The 15,389-nt window shown below is 68.5% G+C and carries 15 protein-coding genes and 6 tRNA genes; 7 read left to right on the forward strand and 14 right to left on the reverse strand.

The genetic code is table 11. From position 1 onward, the window contains the following. Positions 1–59 precede the first annotated feature (59 nt). Together C8K30_RS19400 and C8K30_RS19405 are read right to left on the reverse strand one after the other, a co-directional pair. Positions 60–599 (reverse strand): flavoprotein, encoded by a 540-nt coding sequence (locus C8K30_RS19400; RefSeq protein WP_108494553.1) that lies wholly within the window; start codon positions 597–599, stop codon positions 60–62. Next, complete coding sequence (locus tag C8K30_RS19405; RefSeq protein WP_158281062.1) at positions 596–1,801, reverse strand: helix-turn-helix transcriptional regulator; 1,206 nt, start codon at positions 1,799–1,801, stop codon at positions 596–598. Before C8K30_RS19405 ends, C8K30_RS19400 begins: the two co-directional genes overlap by 4 nt. Positions 1,802–2,502: 701 nt before the next feature. On the opposite strand from C8K30_RS19405, the gene C8K30_RS19410 reads away from it, so the two are divergent. After that, complete coding sequence (locus C8K30_RS19410; RefSeq protein ID WP_199230578.1) at positions 2,503–2,751, forward strand: hypothetical protein; 249 nt, start codon at positions 2,503–2,505, stop codon at positions 2,749–2,751. Positions 2,752–2,795: 44 nt separating this feature from the next. After that, positions 2,796–3,104 carry a hypothetical protein gene (locus C8K30_RS19415; RefSeq protein WP_108494556.1) on the forward strand — a complete coding sequence of 103 codons (309 nt, stop codon included), beginning with the start codon at positions 2,796–2,798 and terminating at the stop codon, positions 3,102–3,104. A 74-nt stretch (positions 3,105–3,178) separates the two neighbouring features. Here C8K30_RS19415 and C8K30_RS19420 read toward each other — a convergent pair whose 3' ends face one another. The 5 genes from C8K30_RS19420 to C8K30_RS19440 form a co-directional block, all read right to left on the reverse strand. Then, entirely contained in the window at positions 3,179–4,375 is a 1,197-nt protein-coding gene (locus C8K30_RS19420) for a site-specific integrase (RefSeq protein ID WP_158281063.1), read from the reverse strand. A 167-nt stretch (positions 4,376–4,542) separates the two neighbouring features. After that, a tRNA-Val gene (locus C8K30_RS19425) sits at positions 4,543–4,617 on the reverse strand. Between the two features lies 1 nt (position 4,618). Further along, positions 4,619–4,689 (reverse strand) — tRNA-Cys (locus C8K30_RS19430). Between the two features lie 24 nt (positions 4,690–4,713). Next, a tRNA-Gly gene (locus tag C8K30_RS19435) sits at positions 4,714–4,785 on the reverse strand. A 269-nt stretch (positions 4,786–5,054) separates the two neighbouring features. Further along, positions 5,055–5,936: a S1 family peptidase gene (locus C8K30_RS19440; RefSeq protein WP_108494558.1), complete on the reverse strand. Its 882-nt coding sequence runs from the start codon at positions 5,934–5,936 to the stop codon at positions 5,055–5,057. A 272-nt stretch (positions 5,937–6,208) separates the two neighbouring features. On the opposite strand from C8K30_RS19440, the gene C8K30_RS19445 reads away from it, so the two are divergent. The 3 genes from C8K30_RS19445 to C8K30_RS19455 all read left to right on the forward strand — a co-directional run bounded on the left by C8K30_RS19445 (position 6,209) and on the right by C8K30_RS19455 (position 8,192). Further along, positions 6,209–6,607, forward strand: a complete 399-nt coding sequence (locus C8K30_RS19445; RefSeq protein ID WP_233257285.1) for a PPOX class F420-dependent oxidoreductase — start codon at positions 6,209–6,211, stop codon at positions 6,605–6,607. A 119-nt stretch (positions 6,608–6,726) separates the two neighbouring features. Next, on the forward strand, positions 6,727–7,293 hold the full coding sequence (locus tag C8K30_RS19450; protein ID WP_108494560.1) for a dihydrofolate reductase family protein: 567 nt from the start codon (positions 6,727–6,729) through the stop codon (positions 7,291–7,293). A 59-nt stretch (positions 7,294–7,352) separates the two neighbouring features. Beyond that, entirely contained in the window at positions 7,353–8,192 is an 840-nt protein-coding gene (locus C8K30_RS19455) for an MBL fold metallo-hydrolase (protein WP_108494561.1), read from the forward strand. A 2-nt stretch (positions 8,193–8,194) separates the two neighbouring features. Here C8K30_RS19455 and C8K30_RS19460 read toward each other — a convergent pair whose 3' ends face one another. The 3 genes from C8K30_RS19460 to C8K30_RS19470 all read right to left on the reverse strand — a co-directional run bounded on the left by C8K30_RS19460 (position 8,195) and on the right by C8K30_RS19470 (position 11,418). Continuing rightward, positions 8,195–9,544 (reverse strand): MFS transporter, encoded by a 1,350-nt coding sequence (locus C8K30_RS19460; RefSeq protein WP_108494562.1) that lies wholly within the window; start codon positions 9,542–9,544, stop codon positions 8,195–8,197. Between the two features lie 198 nt (positions 9,545–9,742). Next, positions 9,743–10,462 carry a transcriptional regulator gene (locus tag C8K30_RS19465; protein WP_108494563.1) on the reverse strand — a complete coding sequence of 240 codons (720 nt, stop codon included), beginning with the start codon at positions 10,460–10,462 and terminating at the stop codon, positions 9,743–9,745. Positions 10,463–10,611: 149 nt separating this feature from the next. Beyond that, positions 10,612–11,418, reverse strand: coding sequence for a S1 family peptidase (locus tag C8K30_RS19470; RefSeq protein ID WP_233257286.1), 807 nt, complete (start codon positions 11,416–11,418; stop codon positions 10,612–10,614). 614 nt (positions 11,419–12,032) lie between these two features. On the opposite strand from C8K30_RS19470, the gene C8K30_RS19475 reads away from it, so the two are divergent. Next, the gene (locus tag C8K30_RS19475; protein ID WP_108494692.1) at positions 12,033–12,893 is read left to right on the forward strand and encodes an aminoglycoside phosphotransferase family protein; all 861 of its coding nucleotides are present in this window, start codon (positions 12,033–12,035) and stop codon (positions 12,891–12,893) included. A gap of 38 nt (positions 12,894–12,931) precedes the next feature. Here C8K30_RS19475 and C8K30_RS19480 read toward each other — a convergent pair whose 3' ends face one another. The 4 genes from C8K30_RS19480 to C8K30_RS19495 form a co-directional block, all read right to left on the reverse strand. After that, entirely contained in the window at positions 12,932–13,507 is a 576-nt protein-coding gene (locus C8K30_RS19480) for a maleylpyruvate isomerase N-terminal domain-containing protein (RefSeq protein ID WP_199230580.1), read from the reverse strand. Between the two features lie 271 nt (positions 13,508–13,778). Next, positions 13,779–13,853, reverse strand: a tRNA-Val gene (locus tag C8K30_RS19485). Positions 13,854–13,864: 11 nt separating this feature from the next. Next, positions 13,865–13,935 (reverse strand) — tRNA-Cys (locus tag C8K30_RS19490). Positions 13,936–13,984: 49 nt separating this feature from the next. Then, positions 13,985–14,056 (reverse strand) — tRNA-Gly (locus C8K30_RS19495). A gap of 193 nt (positions 14,057–14,249) precedes the next feature. Here C8K30_RS19495 and C8K30_RS19500 point away from each other — a divergent pair. Next, a complete protein-coding gene (locus tag C8K30_RS19500; RefSeq protein ID WP_108494565.1) occupies positions 14,250–15,377 on the forward strand; it encodes a chorismate-binding protein in 1,128 nt (375 codons plus the stop codon). Positions 15,378–15,389: the final 12 nt, after the last annotated feature.

Here is a 15,389-nt window from a genome sequence, read left to right on the forward strand (position 1 = left end):
GTCACCAGCGGACGCCAACGGCACCACACACCACGTGTGGTGTCACAGGATGTCACTGATCACGATCCCCGCTTCGCCGCGACGGAATCCAGCAGAGGCTCCCAGGGGAAGACATCCAGCGGAGCGTCCCCGCCCCCCGGGGCATGAGGTTCGAGCGGCCCGTTGACCACGTCGATGCCAGCCTCCTGGAGAGCATCGAGGCTGCGCCGGTAGACGGGGTTAGCGGCGAAGTTGGTGTTGACGTAGGGCGCGACGGCGATGGGGATGGCCCGGCCGGTCTGCTCGGCCAGGCGCGTAAGCACGTACGTGTCCGCGATGCCTGCGGCCCACTTGTTGATCGTGTTGTAGGTCGCCGGAGCGACGATGACGGCGTCAGGGTCAGGCAGCGAGTACCCGACCGTGGTGTGGAAGTCGATCCGCACCGGACGTCCAAGCGTCTCCTCGATCGCGCGGATCGCCTCCGGGTACACCGCGACCGCTTGCTGCGTCGCCAGGCAGTACACATCCCAACCTCGATCCATCGCGGCGGGCAGCAGTGCCGTGGCGACACGCGATGTGGGACCGGCGGCGGTCACCACCACGAACAGCACGCCGGTCATGCGGCGATCCCCGCCTCGTCCGCCAGAGCGCGCAGACGCTCGTCACGTCCGCACTCGCGGGTGGACAAGAGTCGGCGCACGAGATCGGCGGGCTCCGGGCGGCCTCGCACTTCCTGAGGTGCCGCGGAGTCGGCCTCCAGCAGACGACCCAGGGCGGCCGACGGGCGACCGGTGGACAGCAGTGCCTCAGCGAGGTCCAGGAAGTAGGCCGCTCGTCGTTCTGTGGGCATGGCGGTCACCGCATGCGGCGAGACTGTGCGCCCGACGGCGAGAGCGTCAGCTGGTTCCCGCAACCGGACCAGCGCGGCGACCCGGTGGAAGGCGACGTTCGTCGGTCCGAACTGAGTCTCGTGCCGTTCGTTCTCGCTCACGCCCCGCGCCAGGCTGGCGGCGGCCACGTGCAGTTCCCGTGCTGTGTCGGCGTCGCCCAGGTTCGCCGCGGTGATCTGTGCCGCGAGCATAAGCATGCCTCGTAGAGGCAACGCCTCGTCCTCGACGGAGGTCAGCGGGGCCAGCCGATCGGCCATGGCAACAGCGGTAGCGATCGAACGCCGGCTCTGTCCGCAGTGCGACAACGCCCGCGCTACGGATCGGGTCGCACGGGCGAGTGCGACGTCGTCGTCCGATCGTTCCCCGACTGCCATCGCGCGGTCCGCTGCCAGCCACGCCAGCTCGTTCCGGCGGTACTTGAGCAGCATCGAGCAGGCGAGTCGATATGCCCGCACCTGAGCACGAGCGACGGCCACGGAGTCAGGTCCGTCAGTGGGTAGTTGCTGGACCGCCACGAGCAGGCCGGGTAGGTAGCGCCCCACCGTGACGAACTCCGATTCCAGCCACGCGGCTCCAAGGCGGTTCAACAGCGGCGTGACCTCGTCGAGAGACCGATGCCGGTCGGGCTCGGTCACCGAGTACCAGGCCAGCGCGTCGTGAACTCCCGCGATCTCGGCCACATCGACCCGCAGCTCTGCCGAGCGGGACGCGCCCCCGTCGATCAGCAGCCTCGGTTCGATGCTCAGCGCGGTCGCGAGACGCTCGATCACGTCCAGGTTGTGCAAGGGCCGCTCGCCGGCCTCCACCTTCTCCAGCCAGCTCACCGACCGATCAGTCAGCGATGCCAGCTGCGGGCGCGACAACATCCGGCGCTGGCGCCAATACCTGACCCGAGCACCAATCGGTTCCACATCGCGCTGTGCCACGCCCACACGCTATCTGCCAGCACCCACCCACGACCACGGACAAGAGTCGCCTGGACGTGCGAGGGCTTCCGTTCTGGCGGGGCCGCACACCAGGGTGCGCGGCCCCGCCAGAACGGAAATCAGCACCGGGTCCACTCGCGAGTTGGTGTGCGGATCTTGACCTGCGGAGACGCCCCCGCACACCACCGGTGTGCGGCCCGGTGGTGTGCGCAAAGCGTGCGCTCGATCGTCATCATCGACATATGAACGCATGCCCCCGCAGCCCCGGCCGAGCCACGGACGCCGGCACGCGACCGTCCCGTCAGGTTGGTGACGGCGATGGACGGAGTGGCATAGGAGGCGTGCCGTCCGGGGGCTTGAGTATGCGCGAGTTGGGGGACATGCGATTTCCCTGCTCAACCCTATGTCCCCCACCTCATCGGGACTCGAAACGGCCCGTTGGGGGACATCGAGTGGTACGTCGCGGAGTACATGCCCGATGCAGAGTGGTGCGCATGGAGCCGACAAGCACTCGTGCATGCGGCACGACCCGGACACGCGTGGTGGTGGCAAATTGCCACCACCACGTGACCTGCGCGTCCTCGCAGACGACAACCTTCCCACTGGTGAGCACGGCCGAGAGGACAAACGGGACGATTATGGTTCGGCCAAATTGGCACGACCATACGACCTGCACAAACGCTCCGGCGCCAGCCAGGTGAACCGCTATGGACACGTCACCTCGGTGCAACATCCAAGCCGCTGGCCGCCTGGGCGGTGGCCGTCGTCTCGTGCCGCTCTCGGTGGCGGCGGAGACGTTCTGCGTGTCCGTCAAGACGATCCGGCGGCGGATCGCGGACGGCACCGTGACCGGTTATCGGATCGGGCGCTTGATCCGTGTCGACCTCGACGAGATGCATGAGTCCTTTGCCGTGCCGGTCCCCAACGCCAGGGGCCGTGCCGCAGGGCGGAACTAGCGTGTCGCGTCGACCGATATATTGGAGCGTCTAGAGTCGCCGTTGTGAGCGCGAAGCTGACCCACGGGGCATCAGGCGCGCTGCGGCGTTTCGCCGGTTGGGTTGCTCGCGGGTCGGTTGGGCATCCGCTCCTCGATGGGATCGACTATTGGGACGACCTGCGCGACTCCCCGAGCCAGATGGAGACCCTGTTCGCGATCTTCGCCAACGTCCTAGAACTCGACGACGAAGGCGAGCCGGTGAACGAGAAGTACGCCGAGCGGCGAGCAGCGGTATGGCTCTACCAGTACTGCACTGGGAGCCTGCCGCCGGGCGAGCCTGAGCTTGAGAGTTGGGAAGTCGCGCTCTACTGACTGTGCGGCACAGCGGGATCGGGCGGCGGTCCACTGTGGGACCGCCGCCCAGCTCCGTCAGACGTTGTTGCAGTTCATGCCGCACTTCCGCGTGCCGGGCGTGGGACCGCACGCTTCTCGCCGTCAGACCCGGAGCTGGTGCCGCCCGGCGCGGGCAGCACCACGAGCCCGTCCAACGCCCCGGCGATGCGCGCGTCGGCGCCCTGGACCACCGTCTGGTACCGCATCGCGGCGTTCGGCGTCGTGTGGCCCAACCGGGCCATGAGTTCAGCGATGGTCGCACCGGTACCAGCAGCGAGCGTGGCCGCCGTCGTGCGCAGGTCGTGCAACCGCAGATCCGGCCGGCCGATCGCCTTGCGCGCCTTGTTCCACGCCTCCCAGAACGTCGACTGCGAGATCGGCGTCCCCACCGTCGAGGGGAACACGAGCCCGTCGGGGCCGGGCTGCGCGCCGTCGTCGAGCTGTTCCTGGAGGGCGGAGGCCACCGCAGGCGGCAGAGCCACCACACGGCGCGCAGCGGCGGTCTTCACGTCGCGCACCACCTTGCCCCGCCCGCGAAGATTCTGGACCTGGCTGTGCACGCTCACCGTCCCGTGGGCCACGTCCACGTCCCGACGCCGCAGGTTCCGCAGTTCGCCGGACCGCAGCCCACTCCAGGCCGCGACCAGCACCATCGCCCGGTACCGCTGAGGCAGGTGCTCCAGCAGGGCAGCGACCTCCGCCGGCGACGCCACAGCCTTCGCCGATACGCGCGGCGCGTTCGACGCACCGCGCACAGTGCACGGGCTGCGGTCCAGCAGACCATCCCGCACAGCGGCATTGAAGATCAACGACAGGAACCCATACACGCGGGCTGCCATCGTCGGGCCCGTGGAGCCGCGAACGTCGGTCAGCCACGCCATGACCTCCATCGAGGTCACCGACCGCAGCCCGGCCGCACCGATTGGCTTGTCCGTGATGAAGCGTTCCCGGTAGCGGTCGTACTCCTCCCGGCTGCGCGGCGACAGGTGCCGCAGGGCGAGGTTCTGCTCCGCGTACTTGTCCACCGTGATCGACACGGCAGCGGTTCGCCATCCCGGGGGCGTCCACTCACCGCGAGCGATCAGACCCTCTTCCCGGGACAACCACGCCTCGGCGTCGACCTTCGCGCTGAACGTCAGCGAGTGCTTCACTGTGTCCGGCCCGACGTACCGGGCACGGAACCCCGTCGTCTTGCCGGTCCGAGCGTTCTTGCGACGCTCGACCATCCCGAAACCGCGCTTCTCTGTCATGGCACTACCTCCCACAGTCAGGTGTTCTGCGAACACCGGCCTGTGGGACCGCTGTGGGACCGCAGGAGTCCCAAACGGGCTCCTCATGTCCACACCAGTCCACCAGCACCAGACATGCAAGAGGCCCTCTGGCCTGCGTTTCCGCTGGCCAGAGGGCCTTGTCTTGCTGGTGGGCGATACTGGGATCGAACCAGTGACCTCTTCCGTGTCAGGGAAGCGCGCTACCGCTGCGCCAATCGCCCGAGGTGGGTACGGGATTCGAACCCGTGTGTACGGCTTTGCAGGCCGCTGCCTCGCCTCTCGGCCAACCCACCGTGCTCCCCACCAAAGCGGGTTCGAGCGGATGACGGGACTTGAACCCGCGACCCTCACCTTGGCAAGGTGATGCTCTACCACTGAGCTACATCCGCGTTGCAACCATCGTGAACCCCTTCGGGCCCCCGTGGTGACGCTCCGGAAGAGTAGTTCACAAACGGCGTGCCGGTCCAATCGAAATGGCCGTGCCACCTGCGACGCGCCCCGCGGCCCTGCGCAGAACCCCCGCAAGCCCCGAGCACCCCCCGAGTGGGCCCCGAATGGGCCCCGAGCAGAGCGCGGGCGGTGCCGCCGGAAACGTCTGGCGACACCGCCCGCGCAGGTCAGAGGCGGGTCTCCGCCAGCGGACGGAGACGGTGCCCCGTCAGTAGATGGACACGCCGTACGCGCTGAGCGCCTCGGTGACGGGCTGGAAGAACGTGGTGCCGCCGGAGGAGCAGTTGCCGCTGCCGCCGGAGGTGATGCCGAGGGCGATCGACCCGCTGTAGAGCGCGCCGCCGGAGTCGCCCGGCTCGGCGCAGACGTTGGTCTGGATCATGCCGCGCACGGTGCCGCTGCCCTGGTAGCGGACAGTGACGTTGAGCGCCGTGACGGTGCCGGAGTGCACGCCGGTGGTCGAGCCGTCCCGGGTCACGCTCTGGCCCACGTAGGCGTTGCCGGCGGTGTAGCCGCCGGGGTGGCTCAGCGAGGTGTTGTCGTACCGGACGAGCGCGTAGTCGTTGCCCGGGAAGCTGGAGCCCACAGTGGGGCCGATCAGGGTGGACTGCGCCGAGTTGGTGTACCAGGTGGGGGCGACGTCGCCGCAGTGCCCAGCAGTGATGAAGTAGTACGTGCCACCGCTTTGGACGTTAAAGCCGAGCGAGCAGCGGTACCCCGAGCCGTAGATGGCATCGCCGGACCCCAGCAGCGGCTTGAAGACGCCAGCGGCGCGCTTGATGGTGAGGTCGTCCGCGTCGGCGCCGGCCGCCTTGCGGACCTTGTTCAGCTCGGCCGCGGTGACGGTGGAGTCCGCGGTGACGACCACCTTGCCGGTGGCGGAGTCCGTGTACCAGGCGACGCCTTCGACGTCCGACTTGCCGACGGCGGCGTGCACCGCGGCGAGCTCGGCGACGGTCGGCTTGTCGGGGGCGGCCGACGCCGTCGGCCCGGCCAGTACGGACGTCGCGAGCCCGAGTCCCGCCACGAGTGCGATCAGACGGGTCCGCTTGGCGGAGATGGGGCGGAGCGTGGTGCGAATGAACCTCATTGCATCCTCCAGGAGTGAGGGGCCTGCTGGCGGCAGGCCCTGCTCGGCAAGGACGGGTCGCCGTCGCCTGCCGTCTCGCTGGCGGAGAGTATTGCCCTTCCCCAATTCACCCCACAAGACCTCGAATCAGAAGTAACCGTCTGGAAACGAAGTCGGCGCGGTTCAAGTCGTTTCACCCAGCACCGTTCGCACACCAACGGGTGAAAGCACCTTCGATATGCCTACTTTCATCCCATATTCATCATCGAGCCAGCCGGGTTATGTTCTGCGGTATGAGTGCGACCGACATCATCCCCGCCCACCTCATCCACCTCCTCGAGGAGCCGAACTACGCGTTCCTCGGCACGATCCGCCCGGACGACACGGTCCAGGTGAACCCGATGTGGTTCGACTTCGACGGCGAGACGCTGCGCTTCACGCACACCACGTACCGCGCCAAGTACCGCAACCTGCAGCACAACCCGTCGATGAGCCTCGCGATCCTCAACGGCGACAACGCCTTCAACTACATCGAGGTCCGCGGGAAGCTGATCGAGGTGGTCCCGGACCCGACCGGCGAGTTCTACGTCCACCTGGGCAAGCGGTACGGCAACCCCGACCAGCAGGCACCGAAGGACAGCGCCGATCGCGTGATCCTGGTGATGAGCATCGAGCACTACACGACGCAGTAGCCTCCACCGGCTCTCGGCCCGGGCGGGCCACACGACGACGGCCCCGCCCGGCCGATGAGTTTCCGCATCGCGTCCGGTCCCCATTGGCACGGCAGAACCCCGAACCCGAGGAGAGACCGATGGCAAACCTGATGGTGGACTTCATCATCTCGCTCGACGGCTACGCGGCGGCGGACGGCTGGCCCGGCTTCTGGGGCTTGGAAGGGCCCGAGTACCTGGCCTTCCTCGGCGAGGACGGCGAGAACCAGCACACCACGCTCATGGGCGCGACGACGTACCGCGTCATGTCCGGGTTCGCCGCGGACACATCCGATGACCCCATGGCCGCCATGCCCAAGGTGGTGTTCTCCTCCACCCTGAGGGCCCCGCTCTCGTGGGCCAACACCGAGCTGGTCGACGGCGACGCCGTCGAGTTCGTCCGGGACCTCAAGCAGAGCTCCCCGCGCCCCCTGCGCACCATCGGCAGCCTCAGCCTCTGCCGGTCGCTGCTGCGCGCCGGCCTGGTGGACCGGTTCCGGGTGGTCGTCTTCCCGGTCATCACAGGCGCCACCGGGAGGGAACGCATCTTCGACGAGTATCCGGACGTCGCCCTCGACCTGGTCGAGAGCCGCACGTTCGACGGCCGCCTCCAGCTGCTCGAGTACCTCCCCACGGTGCTCGACGGGCCGCCCGGAGCCGTCGGCTGAGCGCCGGAACGGCGAAGAACCCCGGTGCGCGGCTACGAACCACGAGCGGAAGGAACCCCATGCTGACGCAGGTCGCGGAGGGTGTGCTGATCCACCAGAGCCCGCTGCTCCAGAACAACACTGTTGTCGTGCAAGGCCGGGCCGGTGTGCTGCTCATCGACGCCGGGATACAAGGCTCCGAGATGGCCTGCCTCGCGAACGACCTTCGCGAGCTGGGCCGGCCCGTCGTGGCAGGCTTCTCGACGCATCCTGACTGGGATCACGTGCTCTGGCACGCCGAGCTCGGCGAGGCGCCTCGTTACGGCACGGCCCGCTGCGCGGCCATCATGCGAGACCTGCGGTCGAACGCGGGCTGGAAGGCCCGCGTCGCGGAGATGTTGCCGCCCGAGATCGCCGACGAGGTACCGCTGGACCTGTTCGGCCTCATCACCGGCCTACCCGCCGGAACCACGCGGATTCCCTGGGACGGCCCGGACGTCCGGATCATCGAGCATCCGGCGCACTCCCCGGGCCATGCGGCGCTGTTCGTCGAGGAAAGCTGCGTTCTCGCCGCCGGCGACATGCTGTCCGACGTCTTCGTCCCGATGCTCGACGACTTCGGCGGCACCAACGACCCGGTCGAGGAGTACCTCGTCGGGCTACGGCTGCTCGAGAGCGTGGCGGACGACGTCGACGTGCTCGTACCCGGTCACGGCTCCGCCGCTGACGGAGCCGACCGGGTACGCGCACGGATCGAGCTGGACCGCGCGTACGTGCACGCTCTGCGTGACGGACGCGCGCCCGACGACCCGCGGATCGGCCCGTCGGCCAAGCCCGGCTGGGAGTGGGTCAGCGACATTCACGACGGGCAGGCCCAGAGCCTCGCCCGAAGGAGAGAGCGCGACGGGACGCCGGGCTAGCACTACAGCCGGAGGTCGCCTCCCGTCGCGACCGGCGCGAGCTTCAGCTCGTGCAGGCGCGACCCGTCGGTACTGATGTTCGCGGTGGCGGTCGCGATCGCACCGATCACGCAGATCACCGCGCAGTACACGACCACGGGCCAGATCTGTCCGCCGACCACCGCGACCAGCGCGGTGCAGATGAAGGGCGCGAGGCCGCCGCCGAGGGTGTTGGAGATCTGGTACCCGATGTTCACACCCGTGGTGCGGGCCTCCGGGTCGAACATCTCGGCGAGCATGGTCTGCAGCGTCGCCTGCATCGCCACGCCGGGGATCACGAAGCCGAGGATCATGCCGGCCCAGATCAGGACCAGGTTGCTCGTGTCGAACAGCAGGAACGTCGGCCAGACCAGCACCGCGAAGCCGATGCAGCCCGCGATGTACACCTTCCGGCGGCCGATCCGGTCGGACAGCGCGCCGTACGCGGGGGCCACGAAGACCTGCAGGATGCCGACGATCATGGTCCCGGCGAAACCCTGCCAGGCGGGGATGTCGTTCTGGTTGACCATGTAGGCGATGCCGAACGTGAGGACGACGTACCCGGCGATGCTCTGCGGAAGGCCGATGAGGATGCCCATGATCGCGTTCTTCGGGTGCCGGAACACTTCCTTGATCGGGTTGCTCTTCACACCGGCGTCCGCCTGAGCCTGCTTGGTCTCCTTGAACTCCTCCGACTCCTCGAGCTTGCTGCGCAGCACGATCGCGATGATGGCGAGGACGAGGCCGAGCACGAACGGGATGCGCCAGCCCCCGGTCATGAACCAGGACTCCGGGCCGAGGCCCAGGCCGGCCATCAGACCGGCGGACGCGACGTTCGCGATGCCCGCGCCGCTGATGAGGAACGCGCCGTACATACCGCGCTTGCCGACCGGGGCGTGCTCGACGACCATCGTCGCCGCGCCGCCCATCTCACCGCCGACGAAGAAGCCCTGGCACATGCGGAAGAAGATCAGCAGCAGCGGGGCGGCGATGCCGATCGACGCCTCCGGCGGGATCAGGCCGATGCCTGCGGTGGCGATGCCCATGCCGACGACCGTGATCATCAGCGTCGTCTTACGACCGACGCGGTCGCCGATGTGCCCGAACACCAGGCCGCCGACCGGCCGGAGGAAGAAGCCGACCGCGAAAGTCGCGAACGACGACAGCTGCGCGACGATCGGGTCCTCGCCGGTGAAGAACACCGCCGGGAAGATCGCGGCCGACGCCAGGCCGTACAGGTAGTAGTCGTAGTACTCCATGAGCGTGCCGATCGCACCACCGGCGATAGTGCGCTTCTGCGTGCCGCTCAGCGGCGCTGTAGCCGTCTCAGCCACGAGGACCTCCGGGTAGTCAGATCAGCGGTCCGGCATCTGACCGGGTCCGGCCACGCTGCCGTCCCCGCTCCGGACCCTGAGTAGTCTGGCCACCTCCTGAACACAACGTCTACGGCCCAGACGTTTCGTTCAGGTAAAACCTGGTGTTCCGGCGCGTCGACGAAGGACGGCGCAGGGCGGGTCGTGGTGCGAGCTGGGTCAGCCCCGGTCCGACCGCAGCTGGTCCAGGTAGGCGTAGGCGGTGACCTTCGAGATCCCCAGGCGCTTCGCCACCGTCTCGACCGAGCGCTTGACGTGAAAGGCGCCAAGACCATCGAGGGTGCGCAGCACGGCGATCCGGTCGGACTTGTCCATCACCGCCACCGGACGGCCCACCGCCGAGACGGCGTCGGCGATCATGGTGTCGAGCAGGCTCGCGATGTCGTGCGTGTGGAGCTCGCGGTCGCGCTTCTCCGGCACCGCCGACGGCAGCAGCGCGCCGAGGATGTTCTGCGCCGTCTGTAGCTGCGTCAGGTCGATGTTGATGCACAGCGCGGCGATGATCCGCCCCGACGCGTCGCGGTAGTAGACCGATGAGCAGTGCAGCTCACGCCCGTCCGCCGTGCGACCCGCATAGCCGAACTCGTTGTGCTCCGCGTCCTCGTCGCGCACTGCCTCGAGGCCGAGATTCGTGGACGGCCCGCCGACCTTCCGTCCGGTGACGTGCCCGTTGATGATCGCGTAGATCGTGTGGTTCAGGTCGCGCTGGCTGAGGTCGTGCAGCACAACCTCGCAGTGGTCGCCGACCGCGGACGCGACGGCGCGCATGACGGGCTCCAGCACCAGGTGGGCGGCCTCGATGCTCTCGAAGCGGCCGCTCGTCACCACGGCGCCGACCCCGTCGGCCACACTCTCACCGTCATCCCTGCGCACAGTCATCTCGCTGGCGATCCTACGCGGCGCACGCACTCGTCAGTCGTCGACGCCCAGCTCGTGTCGTCCGGGCAGCGCGGCGCGGGCGGCGCGACGAGGGCGGCGCCGCGGTAATCATCCGCGGCACCGCCCTCGCAGCTCGGAGGTGGGGCCTGTCAGTAGATGCGAAGCCCGTGGGCCTTGAGCACGATCCCGACAGGCTGGTAGAAGGTGATGCCCCTTCCGGGGCAGTCGCCGACTCCGCCGGACGTGATCCCGAAGGCCTTGGAGCCTCGGTAGAGCGGGCCGCCGGAGTCGCCGGACTCACCGCAGATGTCGGTCTGGATCAACCCCCGCACCGTGTACCCGCCCACGTACCGGACAGTGACGCTGACCGCTGTGATCCGGCCGGAGTGCGAACCGGTCGTGGACCCGTCCCGGGTGACCGCCTGCCCGACGCGGGGCTTCGCCCAGCTGTAGCCGCCAGGCCGGCTCAACCACCGGCGGTCGTACTTCACGAGCGCGTAGTCCCTGGTCGGGTACGCGGCGACGACGGTCCGCCCGATCAGCTTGCCGGTCGACGATCTCGCATGCCAGTAGGGCACCAGCTTGCCGCAGTGCCCAGCGGTGAGGAGGTAGTAGTTCGAGCCTTTGCGGACGTTGAAGCCCATGGTGCAGCGCACACCTCGCCCGTAGATGGCAGCACCTGGGTACACGGCTCGTAGGGGTCCGAAGACTCCGCTCACCCGTTTGATCGTCAGTGCGTCCTGCTCGACGCCGGCGGCCCTGCGGACCATGTACTGCTCGCCGACGGAGACCGTGGAGTCGGCGGTCACGACCACCTCGTTGTTGGCCTCGTCGGTGTACCAGGCGACGCCCTCGACGTCGGTCTCCTCGACGGCGTCGGCCACCTCGGCCAGCTCGGCGTCGGTCGGCTCGTCGGACTCCGTCGCGTCAGCGGGTCCGGCCGTGACCGGCGCCATGAGACCGATCAGCGCGGCAAGAACGGTCAGGCAAACCACCCTCGCAGCGGTGCGGCAAGATGCGGTGTGACGTAGCTTCATAGCGACCTCTCAGGCTAGAGGCCAGGTAGCGGCGAGTTCTGCCCACCGGGGCGGATGCCGCCCTGGCCACGTGTCGCGCTGTCCACGACGGGCCATGTTCAGGGGTGTGGGTGCGACCCATCACGCGTTGCGCCAGGTGCCGCGATCTGCAGCACGACCCGACGATGAGCCTCACGATCCTCAACAGCGAGATTGAAGTAACTCGAGGTCCGCGGGAAGCCGGCCGAGGTGATCCCCGATCTCACCGGCGAGCTCTACGTGATCTGGGCATGCGGTACGCCAACTCCGACCGGCAAGTGCCGGCGGACGGCGCAGACCGCGTCATCCTGGTGATGAGCATCAAGCACTTCACGGTCGGCTGCGCGCAATCACCAAGATACTTGGTATCACTTCCCGCCAAATTTAACCCGGTCCGCACGCGTGCGCGACAGCAGCGCTCACCGCACCAGGCAGGATCGGCTCCGATGCCGACGGGCCTGCCCCAGAAATAGTTGGCATCGCCCTCGCTCTCCTACCAGGATTCGAGGGTGGAGATGACCGACGTCACGCGTGCGATCGCGGCCGCGACGTCGGTCGCCGCATCGCTCGACCTGCCGGCCGACGACGCGATCGTCCTGCACAACTCGAACAAGCTGGCGCTGCGGGTGACGCCCTGCAACGTCCTTGCCCGGGTCGCCCCTGTGGGAGAAGAGGTCGCAGAGTTCGAGGTCGAGCTTTCTCAGCGGCTCACCGAGGTCGGATCCCCGGTAGGTCTGCTGGAGCCTCGGGTGGACCCGCGTGTGTACACGCGCGATGGCTTCGCAATCACGCTGTGGACCTACTACGAGCCTGCGACACCGCACACCTCACCGGCCGACTTCGCCAGGGCGCTGGAGCGGCTGCACGCCGGCATGCGAGAGGTCGATGTGCCGAGCCCGAGGTTCACGGACCGGATCACGGAGGCGCAAGCAGTTGTCGCCGACCCGGATCGCTCGCCGAAGCTCGCCGACACGGACCGCGTGCTCCTCGGCGACCGGCTGGCGAGCCTGCGACGAGCGATCGAGGACCGCGGCGCCGTGGAGCAGCTGCTCCACGGTGAGCCGCATCCAGGCAATCTGCTCAGCACGAAGAACGGCCCGTTGTTCATCGACCTCGAGACGTGCTGCAGTGGACCCGTCGAGTTCGATCTGGCCCACGCTCCCGAGGCGGTCAGCAAGCACTACCCAGGCGTTGACGAAGGGTTGCTGGACGAGTGCCGGGGGCTCGTGATCGCGATGGTCGCCGCGTGGCGCTGGGAGCTTGGCGACCAGTTCCCGAACGGGAGGCGATTCGGAGCGGAGTTCCTGCGCTTGCTGCGCGCGGGGCCTCCTTGGCCGACGCTCGACACGGTGACCAGGCGACTGGACGGTCTGTAGAAATCCAGCGCCACACACGCAAGAGATGCAGTGTTGCATCAATCGATAGCAGCCTTCGGGATCCATGACGTGACATGAGGTCGGTCTTCGAGCTCCGCTCGCCCAGTGGACCACAGGAGCACTTGGACCGGGTCACCTTCCGGAGCGTCGGGGAACAGTCGGGCCAGCACCGCAGCACAGAGCGACTCAGGGGGAAGCCAGCTGATCCCGAGACCCTGCGTGATGTCATACGTGTGCACGAGGATCTCGTTGACTCCCAGCGCTGCAAAGCCTCCTGGGTCGGTCGCCCCCCAGTGCCATGCGCGAGCGTCGGGTCCGGCAGCGGCCAGCGCACTGCTCAGTAGCCTTCCGGAGGCGATGACCACCTGGAGCACGTCACGCGGCGGCGCGTCGGCGTGGATGACGAGATCGAACGGCAGGTAGGCACTCCCCGGCTTCGCCGCCACCTGTCCCGCATAGGCGAGAAGGTCATGGGCGACATGGGCCGCTGTCGTCCAGCAGCTCCAGTCCAGCGACCCAGCCGGACCCTGCCAGTCTCGCGACTCGTACGGCGTGAGTACCCGCACCATCTCGGCCACGGCCTGTTCGACGTCTCGGCTGTCCATCGAGCGCATGGGAAGGAGCCTTCCAGGTTCGCCCTCGTCCGCGAAACCCAAGTTCCGGCGCCGAACCGCAACCTGAAGATGGACTCTCGGGTGGCGAGTCGATGGGAACGCGTCAATGAGCACCCTCCTGGACGTGCAGCTTGCGGATCAGCGCCCTGGAGGAGATCAACTTGCGGTTCGGCGGGCGTGGTGGCCGGCCCACCCGGTGGTGGGGGGCAGCCACGGAGCACAAAAGACCCCCCGACCCTGCGTTTCCGCTGGTCAGAGGGTCATGCCTTGCTGGTGGGCGATACTGGGATCGAACCAGTGACCTCTTCCGTGTCAGGGAAGCGCGCTACCGCTGCGCCAATCGCCCTTCGTGCTGCGAGGTGGGTACGGGATTCGAACCCGTGTATACGGCTTTGCAGGCCGCTGCCTCGCCACTCGGCCAACCCACCGTGCTCGGGTGCTCTCTTAGCCGAAAAGAATCACGAGAGCGACGTTCCGAGCGGATGACGGGACTTGAACCCGCGACCCTCACCTTGGCAAGGTGATGCTCTACCACTGAGCTACATCCGCAAAGCCGGGCATCCTGGGGTTCTCCCCCGGTGTTCCGGCGCGTTCTGAACATTAATCGAACGGGGGGCTAACCGTCCAATCGCACGCGCCGCCGTACGGTTGTCCCGTGTCACCCAGCCCGGTACATCAGCCCGCAAACCGCACGATCCCACCGGTTCCGTCCCGCCCCGGTGCTCCCGTCGGTCCGCCCGACGTGACCGGAGACACCGGCTGGGCAAGCTTCGCCGGACGCGTCGCGACCGACGCGGTCGAGTGCATCGACGTCCTGGCCGAGCCCGAGCGGCTCGCCACGGGCACGTGGTTCGTCGTCGCCGACTTCGAAGCCGGCTCCGGGACGGGCCCCGGAACCGGCCCACGGGGCCAGGCACGCGCCTGGCGCTTCGCCCAGGTGCACGACGCCGGAGCATCGCCCGCCACCACCTGGCACGGACCCTCGAGCGACGCATGGACCTCCTCCATGGACCAGGCCGCGTACGAGGCCGCGGTAGAGCGGGTACGCGCCCACGTGCGCGACGGCGACGTCTACCAGGCCAACATCTGCCGCGTGCTGTCGGCACCTCTCGCCGGTCCCGCCGGCGCCGTCGGGCCTGGTGCCCCCGCCGAGCCCGATGCCCGGGCGCTCGCAGCAAAGCTCGCCGCGGGCAATCCCGCGCCGCATGCGGCGGCCGTCCACGTCCCCGCCACGACGGGGCTGGACCCCGTATGGGTGGTGAGCGCGTCCCCCGAGCTGTACCTGTCCGTGGGGCCGGGCGCGGCCGGGCCGGTGGTGGAGTCGGGCCCGATCAAGGGCACCGCCCGCACGCCCGACGGGCTCACCGAGAAGGACCGCGCCGAGAACGTGATGATCACCGACCTGGTGCGCAACGACCTGCAGACCGTCTGCCGCCCGGGCACCGTAGAGGTCACGTCGCTGCTGGCGGTCGAGGAGCACCCCGGCCTGGTGCACCTGGTCTCGCGCGTGCGCGGCGCCCTGTCCGACGACGTCGTCCGCTCCGGCGAGCTGTGGCGCCGGCTGCTGGCCGGCACGTTCCCGCCGGGTTCGGTCTCGGGCGCCCCGAAGTCGAGCGCGCTGCGGATCATCCGCGAGCTGGAGCCCGTACCGCGCGGCCCGTACTGCGGGGCCGTCGGCTGGGTGGCCGACGGCGAGGCCTCCCTCGCCGTCGGCATCCGCACGTTCTGGTGGGCCGACGACGGGACCGGCGGCGTGCTGCGGTTCGGCACGGGCGCCGGCATCACCTGGGGCTCCGACCCGACGGCGGAGTGGCACGAGACCGAGCTCAAGGCGGAGCGGCTGGTCTCGCTGGCGTCGGAGCCCCGGTGACCGCTGACCAGT

It is taken from the genome of Promicromonospora sp. AC04 (genome assembly GCF_003058225.1).
Classification (GTDB): Bacteria; Actinomycetota; Actinomycetes; order Actinomycetales; family Cellulomonadaceae; genus Promicromonospora.